Below are 18,335 nucleotides of genomic sequence, written 5' to 3'. Positions count from 1 at the left end.
AGACTTACTCCGCGAAAGCCTCGTCGATGATCTCCTGCTGCTCGACGGCGTGCACCTTCGACGAGCCCGACGATGGCGCAGACATCGCGCGTCGCGAAATCCGTTTGATGCCGGAGAGCCGATCCGAGCACACCTCGGGCAGCGTGAGCCCGAACGTCGGCCACGCGCCCTGGTTCGCCGGCTCCTCCTGCACCCAGAAGTACTGCTCGATGTTCGGATAACGGTCCAGCGTCTCGGACAGGCGTCGCCGAGGCAATGGAGCGAGCTGCTCGATGCGGACGATCGCGACGTCCTCGCGGTTGTCCTTGTTCTTCCGCGCGACCAGCTCGTAGTAGATCTTGCCGCTAGTAAGCAGCATCCGCTTGACCTTGTTGCGGTCGCCGATGCCCTCGTCGTAGGTGGGTTCCTCGATGACTGACCGGAACTTGCCCTCGGTGAAGTCTTTGAGGTCGCTGACCGCAGCCTTGTTGCGCAGCATGGACTTTGGCGTCGCCACGATCAGCGGCCGGTGAATGCCGTCCAGACCGTGGCGGCGCAGCAGGTGGAAGTAGTTCGCCGGTGTCGACGGCATCGCGATCGTCATCGAGCCCTCAGCCCACAGCAGCAGGAACCGCTCGATGCGCGCCGACGTGTGGTCTGGGCCCTGGCCCTCGTGGCCGTGAGGCAGCAGCAGCACCACGTCGGACAGCTGGCCCCACTTGGCCTCGCCGGAGCTGATGAATTCGTCGATGATCGACTGCGCGCCGTTGACGAAGTCGCCGAACTGCGCCTCCCACAACACAAGTGCGTCGGGATTGCCGACGGAGTAGCCGTACTCGAAGCCCACGGCGGCGAACTCTGACAGCGCCGAGTCGTACACCATGAACTTGCCGCCGGTGGGCGTGCCGTCGGTGTTCGTGGTCAGCAACTGCAGCGGTGTGAACTCCCGACCCGTCTTGCGGTCGATGATCACCGAGTGCCGTTGCGTGAACGTGCCGCGGCGGGTGTCCTGCCCGGACAGCCGAATCGTCTTGCCCTCGGCCAGGAACGTGCCGAGCGCAAGTAGCTCCGCGAACGCCCAGTCGACCTTGCCCTCGTACGCCATCTCCCTGCGCTTCTCGAGCACGGGCATCACACGCGGGTGCACGTTGAAATCGTCGGGAAACGCCAGATGCGCGTCACCGATGCGGGCCAGCAGCGACTTGTCCACCGCGGTGGTCATCCCGGCGGGCACCATCTGGTCGGACTCCACCGAGGCGCTCGGGGCGATCGGATGCTTCTCGAGGTCGCGCACCTCGTTGAACACCCGCTCCAGCTGGCCCTGGTAGTCGCGCAGCGCGTCTTCGGCCTCTTTCATCGAGATGTCGCCGCGGCCGATCAGTGCCTCGGTGTAGGTCTTGCGGGAGCCGCGCTTGGTGTCGATGACGTCGTACATGTACGGCTGCGTCATCGACGGGTCATCGCCCTCGTTGTGCCCGCGGCGCCGGTAGCACAACATGTCGATGACGACGTCCTTCTTGAACTGCTGGCGGAAGTCCATGGCCAGCCGCGCCACCCAGACACACGCCTCGGGATCGTCGCCGTTGACGTGGAAGATCGGCGCGCCAATCATTTTCGCGACGTCGGTGCAGTACTCCGAGGACCGCGAGTCGTTCGGCGATGTGGTGAAGCCGATCTGGTTGTTGACGATGATGTGGATGGTCCCGCCGGTGCGGTAGCCGCGCAGCAGCGCCAGGTTCAGCGTTTCGGCCACCACGCCCTGGCCCGCGAACGCGGCATCGCCGTGCAGCATCATCGGCACGACGGAGAAGCCGTCGGGCGCGTCCCCCTTGTCGAGCAGGTCCTGTTTCGCGCGGACCAGACCCTCGAGAACCGGGTCGACGGCCTCCAGGTGCGACGGGTTGGCGACCAGCGATACCTGAATGTCGTTGTCGCCGAACATCTGAATGTAGTTGCCGGTAGCGCCCAGGTGGTACTTCACGTCACCGGAGCCGTGCGCTTGCGACGGGTTCAGGTTGCCCTCGAACTCGCTGAAGATCTGCGAATACGGCTTGCCGACGATGTTGGCCAGCACGTTGAGCCTGCCGCGGTGCGGCATGCCGATCACGACCTCGTCGAGCGCATGCTCGGCGGCCTGATCGATGGCAGCATCCATCATCGGGATGACAGTCTCGGCGCCCTCGAGCGAGAATCGTTTCTGCCCTACATATTTGGTCTGCAGGAACGTCTCGAACGCCTCGGCGGCATTCAGCTTCGAGAGGATGTACTTCTGCTGCGCGACGGTCGGCTTGTCGTGCTTGACCTCGATGCGCTCCTGCAGCCACTTCTGCTGCTCGGGCTCGAGGATGTGGGTGTACTCGACACCGACGTGGCGGCAGTACGCGTCGCGCAGCAGACCGAGCACGTCGCGCAGCTTCTTGTACTCCTTGCCCGCGAAGCCGTCGACCTTGAACTCGCGGTCCAGATCCCACAGCGTCAGGCCGTGGTTCTGCACGTCGAGATCGGGGTGGCTGCGGAACCGGGTCTTGTCCAGCCGCAGCGGGTCGATGTCGGCCATCAGGTGGCCGCGGTTGCGGTAGGCGGCGATCAGCTCGATGACGCGGGCGTTCTTGTCGACGATCGGGTCCGGGTTGTCGGTGCGCCACCGGACCGGCTCGTACGGGATACCGAGTTCGCGGAAGATTTCGTCGAAAAAGTCGTCGGACAGCAGCAATTCGTGGATCGTGCGCAGGAAGTCGCCCGACTCGGCGCCCTGGATGATGCGGTGGTCGTAGGTCGACGTGAACGTGACCAGCTTGCCAACGCCGAGTTCGGAGATGCGTTCCTCGCTGGCGCCCTGGAACTCCGCGGGATACTCCATCGCGCCGACGCCGAGGATCGCGCCCTGGCCGCGCATCAGCCGCGGCACCGAGTGCACGGTGCCGATGGTGCCCGGGTTGGTCAGCGAGATCGTCACGCCGGAGAAGTCCTCGGCGGTCAGCTTGCCGTCGCGGGCACGCCGGACGATGTCCTCGTACCCGGCGATGAACTGACCGAATTGCATTGTCTCGCAGCCCTTTATGGCTGCAACGACTAGTTGCCGGTTGCCGTCCTTGCCCTGCAGGTCGATCGCGAGACCGAGGTTGACGTGTTCGGGCGTCACCGCATTCGGCTTGCCGTCCACCTCGGCGAAGTGGCGGTTCATGTTCGGGAACTTCTTGACGGCCTGCACCAACGCGTACCCGATCAGGTGCGTGAAGGAGATCTTGCCGCCGCGGGTGCGCTTGAGGTGGTTGTTGATGACGATTCGGTTGTCGATCATCAGCTTGGCAGGGATGGCCCGCACGCTGGTCGCGGTCGGCACCTCAAGGGATGCCGACATGTTCTTCACGACCGCCGCGGCGGCACCGCGCAGCACCTGCGTCTCATCGCCTTCGGCCGGGGTCAATGCGGGGGCAGCCGGCCTGGCCGCAGCTTTCGCCGGTTCCGCAGCCTTCGCGGGTTCCGGCGCCTTCGCCGCTTCCGGCACCTTGGCGGGCGCAGCGGCGGCGCCGTTGCTTGTCTCGGTCTTGGGCGCAGGTGCGGGCGCTGGCTCCGGCGGCGCGACCGGAGCCTGCGCCGGCTGCCCATTGCCGATGGTGGGATGCGTTTCGGTAGTTGGCTCGGGGGAGTAGTCGACTAAGAATTCATGCCAACTCGGGTCTACCGACGAGGGATCCTCGCGAAATTTGCGATACATCTCCTCGACCAACCACTCGTTCTGTCCGAATGGTGATGGTGAGTTCACGGCAGCTACTCGCCTCGATTCCTTCTTCAGGCGAGCGGTTCGACGCTCGCCACCCATATTCCCGCGGACCACGAGGGTTGCCCGCGATTCCGCCGCCTAAAGGCTAACGCTTCGGTCGTCGGCCAAACCACGCGAACGGCAGTTATCGTCATCGCTCGTTGGGGCCGGGCAGCACGTGCAGCGACGAGGGCCACCGCGGCGGCGGGTTGCCGAACGCCTTGTGCGCGTTGGCGACGATCTTCTTGCCCATCAGTCGGTTTCCGACGCCGCCGACGACCGCGCCAATGCCTACTGGCAGCAACTTGCCGAACGCGATCGCACCGCGCTTGAGCGTGTAGCGCTTCACGAAGTAGCGCAGCAACCGCGAATTCAGTTGGGACACCGCTGGCAGCGGCAACGTCGCCGCGCCGTCGGCCATCCATGCACCGCTGGTGCGGCCCGGGCCGAGCAGGTCTGCGACCGCATGCTTGCTCTCGTCGCCGACCAGGACCGCCAGCACCAGCGCACGCCTGCGCTCGCGGTGATCGGCGGGAATTCCGTACACCTCAGCGAGTGCCAGCGCATAGACGGCCGTGCCCTCCAGGAACACCGCGGTTTCGCCGGCGACGGCCGACAACGCGGCCAGCGTGCCGATGCCAGGAAACGCAGCCGCTGAGCCGACGGCGGCGCCGCTGGCCATCACGGCCGCGAGGTAGTGCTTCTCCAGCTTCTTGACGATGTCGGCGGGCAGCGCGTCCGGACTGCCCTGGCGCAGCCGGTCCACGTAAGACTTGATCGCAGGCCCCTGAACCCGGCTGCCACGTTCGATGATCTGGGACAGCACCTTGGCCGCTGCGCCAGCGTTCTCCGCCGTGCCGTCCGTGGTGGCCGGCAGCTGATTGTTGGTGTTCGACCGAGCGCTCATATCCGGGCTCCCCCTTGTCGACCAGGTTCGACCTGTCCGAACCTCAGGCTAACGCTTGCTCAACGAACGGGAGTGGCCCGCGGGTGCCCGGCCGGCAAGGTTCCCGGGTGTGGCCTCCGCCACCGCGGCGAGCGCGATGGCGGAGGCTTGGACAAATTGCTACACCCGCGGGTTCGTGCCAGGGCCCTGTGCGGTGGCAGGACCAACCCGGCGGTCGACACCGTTGCGTCGCTTGAGGCCGAGGAGCCCCAGCAGGCCGAGCAGCCCCGCAAGGCCCCACAGGCCGGTGTCGTCGCTGTCGTCGTCGGCGGCGCCCTGTTGAGCGACGATCGTCGTTGTCGCGGTCGGAACGCTCGAGATGTCCGTTGCGGTTGTGGCATTGGCCACTCCCATACCCCCGAACATGACGCCGACGGACGCCAACAAGGCAGCAAGGATGTTACGCATTTTCGGTCTCCTAAATTGCTGGGCACACGGCCCGATAACCCGCGAGCCAGGGGCTATAGCTCGCCTATTCAGCGGCGAAGAGGCGGTGCCCCCCGCGCCGCGGCAACAGATACCCGGTTGCCGTAGCCGCAAACCCGCCGGTGTGGGAACAAATTATTGAGAAGCGACGCTAACCACTCCCATGGCAACATCAATCGGCGTGGACGTGGCCAGCGGTGCGAAGCAGCCGGGCCGCGCCCGCATGATCACGATCCTCGGCGCGCTCGTCGCGCTGGGCCCGTTGACCATCGACATGTACCTGCCTGCGCTGCCCAAGATCGCTGACGACCTGTCGGTGTCCTCGTCGGTCGCGCAACTGACGCTCACCGGCACGCTGGCCGGTCTGGCGCTGGGCCAACTGATCGTCGGGCCGCTGTCGGACTCGCTCGGCCGCCGCAGGCCGATGATGGCCGGCATCGTGCTGCACATGCTGGCGTCGGTGCTGTGCCTTTTCGCGCCCAACATCGGTGTGCTCGGCGTGGCGCGCGGACTGCAGGGCATGGGCGCCGCGGCCGCGATGGTCGTCGCGATCGCCGTCGTCGGTGACCTGTACGCCGAATCCGTCGCCGCCACCGTGATGTCCCGGCTGATGCTCGTGCTCGGCGTCGCGCCCGTCATCGCCCCATCACTGGGCGCGGCCGTGCTGCTGAAGGCCTCATGGCACTGGGTGTTCGCGGCGCTGGTCGTGTTGGCGGGTGGTCTGCTTCTGCTCGCGGCGGTTGCGCTACCGGAAACGCTGCCCGACTCACACCGTCGGCCATTGAACGTGCGCAGCATCGGCGCCACCTACGTCGAGCTGCTGCGCGATACCCGCTTCGTCATCCTGGTGTTGGTGGCTGCGCTCGGCATGTCCGGGCTCTTCGCCTACATCGCGGGTGCATCGTTCGTGCTACAAGGCCACTACGGCCTCGGCCAGCAGGCCTTCGCGCTGGTGTTCGGGGCCGGCGCGGTGGCGCTGATCGGCGCCACGCAGTTCAACGTGGTGCTGCTGCGGCGGTTTGCTCCCCAGACGATCGTGCTGTGGGCATTGACCGCGGCCGCGGTGGCCGGCGTGGTGTTCGTCGGGCTGTCCTACCAGCACATCGGCGGCCTGTTCGGGTTCGTGGTGCCGGTTTGGTTCATCCTCGCCGCGATGGGCCTCGTCATTCCGAACGCGCCTGCCGTCGCGTTGTCCCGGCATCCCGACGCGGCAGGCACTGCGGCGGCATTGCTGGGCGCGGCCCAGTTCGGCCTGGGGGCCGCGGTGGCACCGCTGGTCGGCGTGCTCGGCAACAACGAGATCGCGTTAGCCTTGGTGATGACGGTCGGCATGGTGATCGCGTTGCTGGCCCTCTTGGCGGTCGGCGTGCCGGCCACCGAAACCAAGGACGACGTCACCGGCGACGCCGTCGCCGAACCAGTCTGACGTTCGTTACCGGCTGACCCCGGACTTGTCCGGGGCATATCCAGGTCCGTACCGTCGGCTGAATCGTTGCTTTTCTGGTCGACCCGAGATGTTCCAAACGTTAACTAACCGGCAGGATTGCCGCGCTCGATGGGGAGTGCGGCTCCAAGTCGACCCCGGCAATCCCTGGAACGCCTTATGGGCCATGCTGGTCGGCTTCTTCATGATCCTGGTCGACGCGACCATCGTCGCGGTCGCCAATCCCTCGATCATGGACAAGCTCGGCGCCAGCTATGACTCCGTCATCTGGGTGACTAGCGCCTACCTGCTGGCATACGCGGTGCCGTTGCTGGTGGCGGGCCGCCTCGGTGATCGGTTCGGCCCGAAGAATCTCTACCTGGTGGGCCTGACGATCTTCACGGCCGCCTCGCTGTGGTGTGGCCTCGCAGGCAGCATCGGAATGCTGATCGCCGCTCGCGTGGTGCAGGGCATCGGCGCCGCGCTGCTCACTCCGCAGACACTGTCGACCATCACCCGGATCTTCCCGGCCGACCGTCGCGGCGTGGCGATGAGCGTGTGGGGCGCGACGGCCGGGGTGGCGACGCTGGTTGGTCCGCTGGCCGGCGGTGTGCTGGTCGACCGGCTCGGTTGGCAGTGGATCTTCTTCGTCAACGTGCCCGTCGGCATCATCGGGTTGGCGCTGGCCGTCTGGCTGATCCCGGTGCTGCCCACGTCGACCCACAAATTCGATGTGCTCGGCGTCGTGCTGTCCGGCATCGGCATGTTCATGATCGTGTTCGCTCTGCAGGAGGGCCAGTCGCACCACTGGGCGCCCTGGATCTGGGGCACCATCGCGGGCGGCATCGGCGTCATGGCCGCGTTTCTCATCTGGCAGTACGTCAACACCAGCGAGCCGCTGATCCCGTTGGTCATCTTCCGCGACCGCGACTTCTCACTGTCGAATGTTGGAGTCGCGACCATCGGCTTCGTCGTGACAGGAACGTTCCTGCCGCTGATGTTCTACGCCCAAGCGGTGTGCGGACTTTCGCCGACGCGCTCGGCACTGCTGACAGCGCCGATGGCGATCGCGACCGGCGTGCTGGCGCCGTTCGTCGGCAAAATCGTCGACCGGTCACATCCACGCCCGGTGATCGGTTTCGGGTTCTCCGTACTGGCGATCGCGATGACGTGGTTGTCCGTCGAGATGACGCCGACCACGCCGATCTGGCGGCTGGCGCTGCCGATCACCGCGATGGGCGTCGGCTCGGCATTCATTTGGGCGCCCCTGGCCGCGACCGCTACCCGCAACCTGCCGCCGAAGCTGGCAGGCGCCGGTTCCGGCGTCTACAACACCACGCGACAGGTGGGCTCGGTATTGGGCAGCGCAGGGATGGCCGCGTTCATGACGTCGCGTATCGGCGCCGAAATGCCGCCGATGCCTGCGCAGGCAGCGCCGGGCGAAGGTGCGGTGACGCAGCTCCCGAGGTGGCTGCACGATCCGTTCGCCGCGGCGATGTCGCAATCGATGTTGCTGCCCGCGTTCTTCGCGTTGTTCGGCGTCATCGCGGCGGTTTTCCTGCTTGGGTTCGGCAACCCTGACCGGATCGATGACGGCGATGACGAGGTGGACGACGACCACGACGCCGGCTTCGCTGTCGAATACGGCGGCGACGAGACGTTCATCGACGACGACGAGTACCTCGAATACGAAGTGCGTTGGGACGACGACCATCCCGCCGATTCTGCACCGGTGGTGGGGCCCGACGCCGTTGTGCACGTCGACGACAGTGTGACCGAGCCAATGCGGTCGCGCGCCGAGCACTTGCTGCAGGCGCCTGCCGAAACATGGCACGCCGAACCGGTCGAGTCCTGGCGGCACCTCCCGCCCGATGACCCGACGCCGCAGCCGGAGGAGCCGGCCGATCGCGAATCGTGGCGCGGCATCCTGGACCAACTGCTCAGCGACGGTCCGCCCGTCGCGCCAAAACCCGAACCAATCGGCTTTGCGCACAATGGTTTTCATGTCGACGAGGAAGAGCGGTTTCTGCCGTTGCCGCCGCCGGTGCAGGATGCGCCGCCGGCACACCACGAGCAACCGGCACGCTACGAGCGACCGTCGCGCCACGAGCAACCGGCACGCCACGAGCGACCGTCGCGCCACGAGCGACCGTCGCGCCACGAGCGACCGTCACCCCACTACCCTCCGGAGAACCAACCGCAGAAGCGGCCGTTCTGGTTCGAGTCCAACGGCAGGCACTCCCGCGACGACCCCGACGATGCGCCGCGTTACGGCAGGCATTCGACGCCGGGCCACGACTAGCCGAAAAGCACTGCGGGGTTGAGATATCCGGTCGGATCGAATGCAGCCTTGATCGCGCGCATCGCCGTAATGTCGGCCTCGGTGCGCGACATCGACACATAGTCGCGCTTGCGGGTGCCGACGCCGTGTTCGGAGCTGACGTTGCCACCGCTGCTTGCGATCAATTCCATCATCGCCGAATACACGGTGCGCTCAACGTCTCCGGCGGGGAACCGCAGCACGTTCAGATGCAGATTGCCCTCGCCGATGTGGCCGAAAAGCACCGGAATGGCCTCGGGGGCGTGTTTGACGATGAGCTCGGCGGATTCCGCCGCAAACCGCGAAATCGCTGACAGTGGAAGGGACACATCGAATTTCAGTGGTGGTCCGTACACGCCGAGTGCCTCGGCCACCGATTCGCGGACCTGCCACAGCCGCTGCTGCGCGCCGATATCGACGCCGACCGCGGGTTGGTCTGACATGTGCGCATCGTCGAGGGCATCTGCCAGCCGGTCGGTTTGGTCTGTGTCACCGGCCAATTCGATGAGCAGCTGCCATGCGCCGTCGACAGGCGCTGCCACCCCTACATGCTCGGCGGTCAGTGCGCTGGCGCGGGCGTCGATCAGTTCCAGCGCCGCGATGCCGTCCGTGTCGCGGAACACGCGGCCTGTTTCGACGAGCGCATCGAGATCGTCGAATCCGCAGATCGCGGTGACTCGTTGCTTTGGTGTCGGGTGCAGCCGCAAATCGAGTGCGGTGATGACACCGAGCGTGCCCTCGGCGCCCACGAACAGCGACGCCAGGTCATAGCCGGTGTTGTCGCTGCGTACTTGACTGTGCCGGTGCACAACCGATCCGCCGGGAAGCGCCACATCCAGGCCGATGACTTGCTCGCCCATGTTGCCGTAGCGCACCGTGCGCAGCCCGCCTGCATTCGTCGACGCCATTCCGCCGACGGTCGCGGAATCACGCGCGGCCAAGTCGACGCCGAACACCAGGCCCGCCGCAGCTGCGGCGCGCTGCACCTCGGCCAGCGTCGCGCCTCCGCCCACGCGGATGCGCCGTTCGACGACATCTACCTCACCGAGCTCGCGCAGCCGCTCCGTCGACAACAGAACGTCGTCGTGTTCGGGTACTGTGCCGGCAACCAACGACGTCCGACCGCCCTGCACGGTGACGTACACGCCGGCGTCGCGGCAGGTCCGCAGTACCGCAGCGACCTCGTCGGCCGATCCCGGCCGCACCAGCGCGCTGGCCTTCCCGCGATAGCGCCCGGTGTGGTCGACGCTGCGGCCGTCCAGCACATCGGGATCGGTGATGACGTGTGCGGCGCCCACGATCCCGGCCAGCGTGTCGGTCAGGCTCACCCCGTGGGTCTATCACAGGGCTGACTGTCGGTTTCGCGGACGCCCGGATTCTCCGGCTGCGCTGTGCCGGCCGTGCCTCCCGCCGCGAGCGCCAAGAATGCCCCTAGCTCCACCAGACGGTCCGGGGTGGCAGGCAGGTAGTCGGTCAGCAGGGCCGATCGGACGATGATCGCGGTGTACTTCGCCCTGCTGACAGCGACGTTGAGCCGATTCCTGTTGAACAGGAACGAAACCCCACGCGGCGCGTCATCTGCGGAAGACGCCGCCATGGAGACGAACACCACCGGAGCCTGCCTGCCCTGAAACTTGTCGACGGTGCCCACTTCGACTTTGGCGAGCCCAGCGGCGTCCAACTTGCGCCGCAGGGTGACCACCTGCGCGTTGTACGGCGTCACCACGAGGACGTCCTCGGCCGCCAGCGGCGCGGTGCCATGTTCGTCGCTCCACGGGATTCCGAGGAGGCCGCGGATCTCCGTGACGATCGCGTCAGCCTCTTCGGGGCTGTCGGTGGAGTTGCCGTCGTGTTCGACGGTCAGCACCCGAACGCCGGGCGCCACGCCTTCCAGGCGGCGCGCGGCACTCACGTTCTCACGAGAGCGCAGTCGGCCGTCGTAGGAAAGCCGGGAAATCGGTTCGCAGACCGCGGGATGCATCCGATACGAGTAGTCGAGGAAATAGCCGCGCTCTGCGGGCAGCGTGTGATGGCCCTCCACGAGCCAGCCGAGCGCGGATTCGTTCACCGGCTCTGGATGCGTGCCCTGGCTTACCTGCGGCAGCTGCTGCGGATCACCAAGCAGCATCAGGTTTCTGGCCGACGGCGCGACGGCGATGGTGTTGGCCAGGCTGTACTGGCCGGCCTCCTCGACGACAAGCAGATCGAGTGCCTGCCGCGGAATCTTGTTGGCATTGGCGAAGTCCCATCCCGTCCCGCCGACGATGCACCCGTCGTGCGCTTCGATGAAGCCGGCGAACTCGGGATTGGTCAGGTCGGTCCAGCCCATGTTGACGGTATTGAGTTTCTTGCCGACGCGCTCGCCGTCGACGCCGGCCTTGAGCACGTCGCAGAACAGGTTCTCGACCACAGCATGCGACTGGGCGACGACGCCGATCCGCCATCGATGTTGGTTCACCAGCCGCGCTATCACTTCCGCGGAGGTGAAGGTCTTGCCGGTGCCAGGCGGCCCGTGCACCGCGAGATAGGACGAGTCGAGATCCAGCAGCGCGGCGGTGATGTCGTCGGCGATCACTCCGCTGCGGGGCAGCTGTGCGGCACTGAGCATGCGCGGATTGCGCCGCAGCAGAACATCTGTCATCGCGTCGACAGGCAGATTGGGAAGCCCTGCGGCGACGAGCGCGGCGGTCTCGGCGATGGAGTCCTGCAACGGTTTGGTGTTGATGGGTGGACCCGGCGTCAGCGCGAACGGCAACTGCTCGAAGACGTCGCCGTCCTTGGGCTGTTTCTCGACGACGATCGCCTCGGTCGGCGCTTCGGGATTGTCACAGTCGACCACCGTCACGGACCCGAACCCGCGTCGGTCGGGATCGTCGGCCAGGCTCGCTGGAGCGGGTGGATCGTAGAGCGCGTACATGTCCTTGCACAGTTCGCCATTTGCGATGCTGCCGATCAGACGGATATGACGCTGGGGCTTGCGCGCTTTCGGCGGCTGATGCCAGTCGTTGACAATCTCGACGCGCTCGGCGATGAAAACGTCGCTGTTATCGCCCCACTCGTCGACCGGGTTGTTGACGCGGTCGAAGTGACTCCACCAGTACGGCTTGTCCTCACGCTTGTGAAAGCCCCGCGCGGCGGCGACCATTGCCACTGCCTGCTGCGCGGGAGTGCGTTCCTCGACGCCGTCGCCGGCGAACTTGCACAGTCTGCGGTCGATTTCGTCGCTGAGTTCGATTGCGCCGCCGTCACTTACGGGTTGCGGGCCGCGCGGGGGTACGCCGGACTCGATGGCGCGGGCCATCAGCCAGTCGCGCAACCGTCGCGTCGATCGGCAGTCGTAGACGTTGTAGTCCTCGATCTCTTTCAACACCGAAGCCGCCTCGCCGGCTCGCCCTTCGTCGCGCAGCGCGCAGTACCGCGCGTACTGCGTGATGGAGTCGGCAGCGGTGGTGACCTCACCGCTGCGTAGCTCGTTGCCCATGTACAGTGGCTCCAGCGACTTGATGCTGTAGTTCTCGGTACCGACGCGAATGCTCTTGCGCACCAAGGGATATAGGTCGACGAGGACACCATTGCGGAGTAGGTCGTCGATGTCGTTCTCACCGACGCCGTAGCGGCCGGCCAATCGGAGCAGCGTGCTCTTCTCGTACGCCGCGTAGTGGTAGATGTGCATGCCGGGATGACGCCGCAACCGCTTGCGCACCATGGCGAGGAAGTCGAGCAGCGCCTGGCGCTCGCTGGCCCGGTCGTGTGCCCAGAACGGGTGGAACTCGTCGGTGACAGTCAGTACGCCCCATAGGTATTCGAGACCCCATTCCCTACCGTCGACGGTCCACAGTGGGTCGCCTTCGAAGTCGAAGAACAAGTCACCCTTGTCTGCGTCGGGCAGCACCATCAACGGCTGGGCGTCGACGACTTCGTACGGCGGCTTGCCGTCGATGCGGTCGGCGACCTGGAGTCGGGCTTGGGCGGCCAGCGTCTTGACGGTGCGGGCAGGCAGTTCGTCCACGGCGCCGCTGTGGTCGGCCAGCTGGTGCAGGGTGGTGATGCCGGCGTCGATGAGCCGGGCGCGCTGCGTGACGCGCATGCCCGCCACGAGCAGCAGGTCGTCACTGGCGCGCACCTGGATCTCGCATTCGGGGCAGCGGAAGCATGCCCGCACGTCATCGTCCTCCCACGTGACCGCTTTGCCGCCGGCCATGTGGTCGTCGAGCAGGCGATGCAGTTCGGCGCGGCGAGGCCGGTAGACAGGCAGCAGCTCATCGACGCGGTAGGTCGCGATCGCGCCGTCGCCGAGCACGAGTTCGACTTCGTCGGCGACGGGGACACCGACCGCAGCGAGCGTGTCCGCGTAGGCCGCCAGCTGAAGCAGCGCCTCGACCTTGACTGAGCGGGCCAGCTTCGTGTCGCGCAGTCGGTAGCGCGCGCCGTCGAACACCAGGAAGTCGGCGAAGCCGACGAACCGGCCGTCGAACATGGCGGCTTGATAGATGACGGGCGCCCGGCGCTCGATGGCGCGCATGGTCTGGTCCGCGGCGGCGGTCAGCCCGTCGACGGTGTACTTCGGCCTGCCGATGATCGCGACGGTGTCATCGGCGAGGTCGCGCAACTCGTCGAGGTGGCGCTGCTCATGCTCCCCGCCGAGTTTGGCTGTCCGCGCGAGCAGTTCGTCCTCGACGGCGACCGCAGGACCCCAGCCGAGCTGCGCGTCGAACGAGCGCAGCAGCGCGTACTCGCAACGCGCTGCGGCGGCGAGATCAGATGCGCTGTAGATGACGCGATCGTCTGCGACAAACACGCTGTCAGCCTATGTGAGCCAGCCGACACCCCACTTCAGGCGCGAACGTGGGTTACCCGCACGCTTTGAGCCGCCGCAGCGTGACACAAGCCCACACTCGTCGATCCCCAGTCGTGCCGCTATCCACAGAGAGACCAGTGAGCTGGCTGCGACGGCCGATTGTGTGGGTCTGTGTCGCGACCGTGACGGCATGAATGACGAAGTGATGCCGTTCATCGGCACCGAAGCATTGGCGGCCCGCAAGGTAACCCGGCGAACGCTGGTGAGCCGCCACGACATGGTCTACCGCAACGTGTATTTGGCGAAGGGCTTGGAACTCACGCCCGTCAGACGAGCGATCGCCGCATGGCTGTGGTCTGAGCGGAACGCCACCATCGCAGGAATGTCCGCCGCGGCACTGCACGGTTCACAGTGGGTAGCTTCGGACCTACCTGCTGAGTTGATCCGTCGCGACACCTGCGGCGTCGACGGCATCATCATTCACCGCAACCGACTCCGCGATGACGAGACCTGCGTCGTGCGCGGAATGCCGGTCACTACGCCGGCGCGAACAGCATTCGATCTTGGTCGGCGCGATCGACTCGAAACCGCGATCATCCGGATCGACGCACTGGCGAACGCGACCAGGCTGAAGGCGGTAGATGTCGAGGGTCTCGCCCAAAACCATCGCGGCGCGCGCGGCATGCTTCAACTGCGGCGTGTCCTGGACCTGATGGACGGCCGCGCAGAGTCACCGCAGGAAACCCGGACGCGCCTGCTGTTGATCGCCGCCGGGTTTCCGAAGCCTCAAACGCAGATCGTCGTCCTCGATGAGTTCGGGGAATTCGTCGGGCGCGTCGACATGGGGTGGGAGGAGTGGAAGGTTGGCGTCGAATACGACGGTCCTCAACACTGGGATGACCCCGACCAGCATGCCCGCGACATCGACCGACTAGCCCGGCTCGTCGCTCAGGGCTGGTTGATCATCCGGTTGAGCCGTGATCACTTGCGATACCGGTCTCATGTTTTCCTCGCTCGCGTGCGTGATGCGGCGTGCGCGGCGGGTTGGCCCCATTGGCAGGAAGTCCGACTCGACGCGCGTATCTCTTGGCTAGATCCGGTCCGCCGAGAGTGGGCTTGATGCACGCGTCACACACAAAAGCGTGTGGGTAACCCACGTTCGCGCCAAGGACTAGCCCGGCGTGTTGCCGATCAGCTCGACACCGTTGCCGTTCCACCGGAACTTCACCACGCTGTCGAGGCCTTGGATTCCGCCGGAGTACTTCAGCGCGATCGTGTCGCCGGTGGTGGCGGACTCGTCGACGCCGTTAAACCCGTAGGTGTCCGGCACGCCGGTCGGGATGAACTTGCCGAGGTGAAACAGCACGGCGCGGGTGTTCGGATTATCCGAGTTGGTGTTGGCCTTGACGATGACCGCGGACAATTGTGCGCATTCGTTGTAGTTGCCTGCCAGTGGCTCGGGGCTCCAGGCCTGATTGCTGCGCGGATCGCGGGGCAACTCCGAGACGGCCTTGGCGATCTCCGGCGCGGCGAGGTTGACCGCGCATGGGTCGGCGGAAGCGGTGACCGTGGGTGCGACGACGGGCGGCGGTGGGGGCAACGCCGGGGCAGGTGCAGCGGTCGCCACGGTCGGCTCCGGCGTCTTGGACACCGTCGAGTCGCCCGATCCGCAGCCCGCGACAGCGACCGTCGCCGCGACAAGGAGGACCGCCCACTTCACACCGACGGAACCTACCGTCAAGACCACGGGCCCGCAGACAGGCGCGCGGCGGGGAATCGCACTCCCAACCACTAGACTTCCTGCGAGATGACGACCTCTGAACCAGATCCGACCAGCGCCGATCTGACATTCGCTGATCTGCAGATTCACCCCGCGGTGCTGCAGGCCATCGGCGACGTCGGATACGAGTCGCCGTCGGCCATCCAAGCCGCGACCATCCCGGCCATGATGGCGGGCTCCGACGTCGTCGGCCTCGCGCAGACCGGCACCGGCAAAACCGCCGCATTCGCGATCCCGATCCTGTCCAAGATCGACCCGACCAGCCGCGTCACCCAAGCCCTCGTCCTCGCCCCGACCCGCGAGCTCGCGCTGCAAGTGGCTGAGGCATTCAGCCGCTACGGCGCGCACCTGCATGTCAATGTTCTGCCGGTCTACGGCGGATCTTCCTACGGTCCGCAGCTTGCCGGGCTCAAGCGCGGCGCGCAGGTCGTCGTCGGTACACCGGGACGGGTGATCGACCACCTCGAAAAGGGCACCCTCGACGTCAGCCACCTCGACTACATGGTGCTCGACGAGGCCGACGAGATGCTGCAGATGGGGTTCGCCGAGGACGTCGAGCGCATCCTCGCGGACACCCCGGAGTACAAGCAGGTCGCGCTGTTCTCGGCGACGATGCCGCCCGGGATCCGCAAGATCACCAAGAAATACCTGCACGACCCGGTCGAGGTGACGGTCAAGTCGAAAACGCAGACCGCCGAGAACATCTCGCAGCGCTACATCCAGGTGGCGGGTCCGCGCAAGATGGATGCGCTGACGCGGCTGCTCGAGGTCGAGCCCTTCGAGGCGATGATCGTGTTCGTCCGCACCAAACAGGCCACCGAGGAGGTCGCCGAGAAGCTTCGGGCGCGGGGGTTCTCCGCGGCCGCGATCAACGGCGACATCCCGCAGGCGGTGCGTGAGCGAACGATCAACTCGCTCAAGAACGGTTCGCTCGACATCCTGATCGCCACCGACGTGGCCGCGCGCGGCCTTGACGTCGAACGCATCTCGCACGTGCTGAACTACGACATCCCGCACGACCCCGAGTCCTACGTGCACCGGATCGGGCGCACGGGTCGGGCCGGCCGGTCGGGGACGGCGCTGCTGTTCGTCACCCCGCGCGAACGCCACCTGCTCAACTCGATCGAGCGCGTCACCCGGCAGAAGCTCGTCGAGTCGCAGTTGCCCTCGGTCGACGACGTCAACGCTCAGCGGGTGGAGAAGTTCCGCGATTCGATCACCACAGCGCTCAGCGCTCCGGGAATCGACTTGTTCCGCAAGCTGATTGAGGGCTACGAGCGCGATAACGACGTGCCGATGGCCGACATCGCCGCCGCGCTTGCACTGCAGAGTCGCGACGGCGAAGAGTTCCTGATGACCGAGCCGCCGCCGGAGAAGCGGCGGGAGCGGCCCGACCGCGGATCGCGCGATGACGGTCCGCGCAAGCCGCGTGAGCGTCGCACCGACCTTGCCACGTATCGCATTTCGGTGGGCAAGCGGCACAAGGTGATGCCCGGCGCGATCGTCGGCGCGATCGCCAACGAGGGCGGGTTGCATCGCAGCGACTTCGGTCATATCACGATCCGACCCGACCATTCGCTGGTCGAATTGCCCGCGAAGTTGTCCAGAGAGACGTTGAAAGCCCTTGAGAAGACCCGTATTCAGGGTAATCTGATCAACCTCCAACCGGACCGTAGTGGGCAAGGATCGAAGCGGCCACCAGGCAAGTCAAAGCGGAAGCACGAATGACTGCGCCGAGAGGCGTGAAAGACCCAGTCGCGCAAGGTGGCCTGGAATCGGTCAGCAAGGCCGAGCGCGTCGCGTCGCTGACAGGCATCCGCGCAGTCGCGGCGCTGCTGGTGATGGCCACGCATGCCGCGTACACCACCGGCAAGTACACGCACGGCTATGTCGGGTTGGTGTACTCGCGCATGGAGATCGGCGTGCCGATCTTCTTTGTGCTGTCGGGGTTTTTGTTGTTCGGCCCGTGGGTCAAGGCCGTCGCCACCGACGGTGCGTCTCCGTCGGTGCGCCGCTACACCTGGCATCGCGTGCGTCGCATCATGCCGGCCTACGTCGTCACCGTGCTGCTGGCCTTTGCGATCTACCACTGGCGCACCGCGGGGCCCAACCCCGGGCACAGTTTGATCGGCTTGCTCCGCAACTTGACGCTGACGCAGATCTACACCGACAACTACCTGTATTCGTATCTGCACCAAGGGCTTACCCAAATGTGGAGCTTGGCGGTCGAGGTCGCGTTCTACGTTGCGTTGCCGTTGCTCGCGTATCTGTTGTTGGTGGTACTGTGCCGTCGTCGCTGGCGGCCGCTGCTACTGCTGACGGGGCTGGCGGGGCTGGCGTTGATCACGCCCGCGTGGCTGATCCTGGTGCACACCACCGACTTTCTGCCGGACGGCTCCCGGCTATGGCTGCCAACGTATCTCGCGTGGTTCATCGGCGGCATGATGCTGGCGGTGCTGCAACCGATGGGTGTGCGGGCGTACGCGTTGGTGTGCGTGCCGTTGGCGGTGGTGTGCTACTTCATCGCCTCGACACCGATCGCAGGTGAGCCCACCACGTCGCCGCACGAGCTGCGTGAGGCACTGATCAAGGCGGCGTTCTACGCCGTGATCGCCACGCTCGCGGTCGCTCCGCTCGCGTTGGCCGACCGCGGCGTCTATGCGCGGTTTCTCGCCACCCGGCCGATGGTCTTCCTCGGCGAGATCTCCTACGAAATCTTCCTGATCCATCTGGTAACCATGGAGCTGGTGATGGTGGAGATCCTGCGCTGGCCCATATACACCGGGAACACCGCGATCCTGTTTTTCGCGACGTTCGTAGTGACGGTGCCGGTGGCGTGGCTGCTGCATAGGTTCACCCGCGTCCGCACGGACTAGCGCGGCTTCCGGCGCGCTACCGAG

At 66.0% G+C, this 18,335-nt stretch carries 11 protein-coding genes; 5 read left to right on the top strand and 6 right to left on the bottom strand.

The features are described from left to right. Positions 1 to 4: 4 nt before the first annotated feature. The 3 genes from MYCSM_RS23335 to MYCSM_RS37880 form a co-directional block, all read right to left on the bottom strand. Entirely contained in the window at positions 5 to 3,802 is a 3,798-nt protein-coding gene (locus MYCSM_RS23335) for a multifunctional oxoglutarate decarboxylase/oxoglutarate dehydrogenase thiamine pyrophosphate-binding subunit/dihydrolipoyllysine-residue succinyltransferase subunit (protein ID WP_442928540.1), read from the bottom strand. Between the two features lie 91 nt (positions 3,803 to 3,893). After that, the gene (locus MYCSM_RS23330; RefSeq protein ID WP_015308631.1) at positions 3,894 to 4,649 is read right to left on the bottom strand and encodes a hypothetical protein; all 756 of its coding nucleotides are present in this window, start codon (positions 4,647 to 4,649) and stop codon (positions 3,894 to 3,896) included. A 159-nt stretch (positions 4,650 to 4,808) separates the two neighbouring features. Next, positions 4,809 to 5,096, bottom strand: coding sequence for a WGxxGxxG family protein (locus MYCSM_RS37880; protein ID WP_015308630.1), 288 nt, complete (start codon positions 5,094 to 5,096; stop codon positions 4,809 to 4,811). 181 nt (positions 5,097 to 5,277) lie between these two features. On the opposite strand from MYCSM_RS37880, the gene MYCSM_RS23320 reads away from it, so the two are divergent. Both MYCSM_RS23320 and MYCSM_RS23315 read left to right on the top strand, forming a co-directional pair. Further along, positions 5,278 to 6,540: a multidrug effflux MFS transporter gene (locus MYCSM_RS23320; protein WP_015308629.1), complete on the top strand. Its 1,263-nt coding sequence runs from the start codon at positions 5,278 to 5,280 to the stop codon at positions 6,538 to 6,540. 88 nt (positions 6,541 to 6,628) lie between these two features. After that, positions 6,629 to 8,839, top strand: a complete 2,211-nt coding sequence (locus MYCSM_RS23315) for an MFS transporter (protein WP_015308628.1) — start codon at positions 6,629 to 6,631, stop codon at positions 8,837 to 8,839. Here MYCSM_RS23315 and MYCSM_RS23310 read toward each other — a convergent pair. Continuing rightward, positions 8,836 to 10,179, bottom strand: a complete 1,344-nt coding sequence (locus tag MYCSM_RS23310) for an FAD-binding oxidoreductase (RefSeq protein ID WP_442928539.1) — start codon at positions 10,177 to 10,179, stop codon at positions 8,836 to 8,838. The genes MYCSM_RS23315 and MYCSM_RS23310 overlap by 4 nt on opposite strands. Positions 10,180 to 10,181: 2 nt before the next feature. Continuing rightward, complete coding sequence (locus tag MYCSM_RS23305) at positions 10,182 to 13,655, bottom strand: TM0106 family RecB-like putative nuclease (protein ID WP_015308626.1); 3,474 nt, start codon at positions 13,653 to 13,655, stop codon at positions 10,182 to 10,184. 190 nt (positions 13,656 to 13,845) lie between these two features. Here MYCSM_RS23305 and MYCSM_RS23300 point away from each other — a divergent pair, with 190 nt between their 5' ends. Beyond that, positions 13,846 to 14,775 (top strand): DUF559 domain-containing protein, encoded by a 930-nt coding sequence (locus MYCSM_RS23300; RefSeq protein ID WP_015308625.1) that lies wholly within the window; start codon positions 13,846 to 13,848, stop codon positions 14,773 to 14,775. Between the two features lie 51 nt (positions 14,776 to 14,826). Here the strand turns inward: MYCSM_RS23300 and MYCSM_RS23295 are convergent, their stop codons facing one another. After that, positions 14,827 to 15,375 (bottom strand): LppP/LprE family lipoprotein, encoded by a 549-nt coding sequence (locus MYCSM_RS23295; RefSeq protein WP_041314765.1) that lies wholly within the window; start codon positions 15,373 to 15,375, stop codon positions 14,827 to 14,829. 87 nt (positions 15,376 to 15,462) lie between these two features. Between MYCSM_RS23295 and MYCSM_RS23290 the strand changes: the two genes are divergently transcribed. Further along, positions 15,463 to 17,163, top strand: coding sequence for a DEAD/DEAH box helicase (locus tag MYCSM_RS23290; protein WP_015308623.1), 1,701 nt, complete (start codon positions 15,463 to 15,465; stop codon positions 17,161 to 17,163). Further along, entirely contained in the window at positions 17,160 to 18,311 is a 1,152-nt protein-coding gene (locus MYCSM_RS23285) for an acyltransferase family protein (protein ID WP_015308622.1), read from the top strand. The genes MYCSM_RS23290 and MYCSM_RS23285 overlap by 4 nt, the downstream gene beginning before the upstream one ends. Positions 18,312 to 18,335: the final 24 nt, after the last annotated feature.

The sequence above is a fragment of the Mycobacterium sp. JS623 genome, assembly GCF_000328565.1.
Taxonomy (GTDB): Bacteria; Actinomycetota; Actinomycetes; order Mycobacteriales; family Mycobacteriaceae; genus Mycobacterium.
Note: the sequence above shows the minus strand (reverse complement) of the source record. Positions and strands in the feature narration are given on the sequence as shown.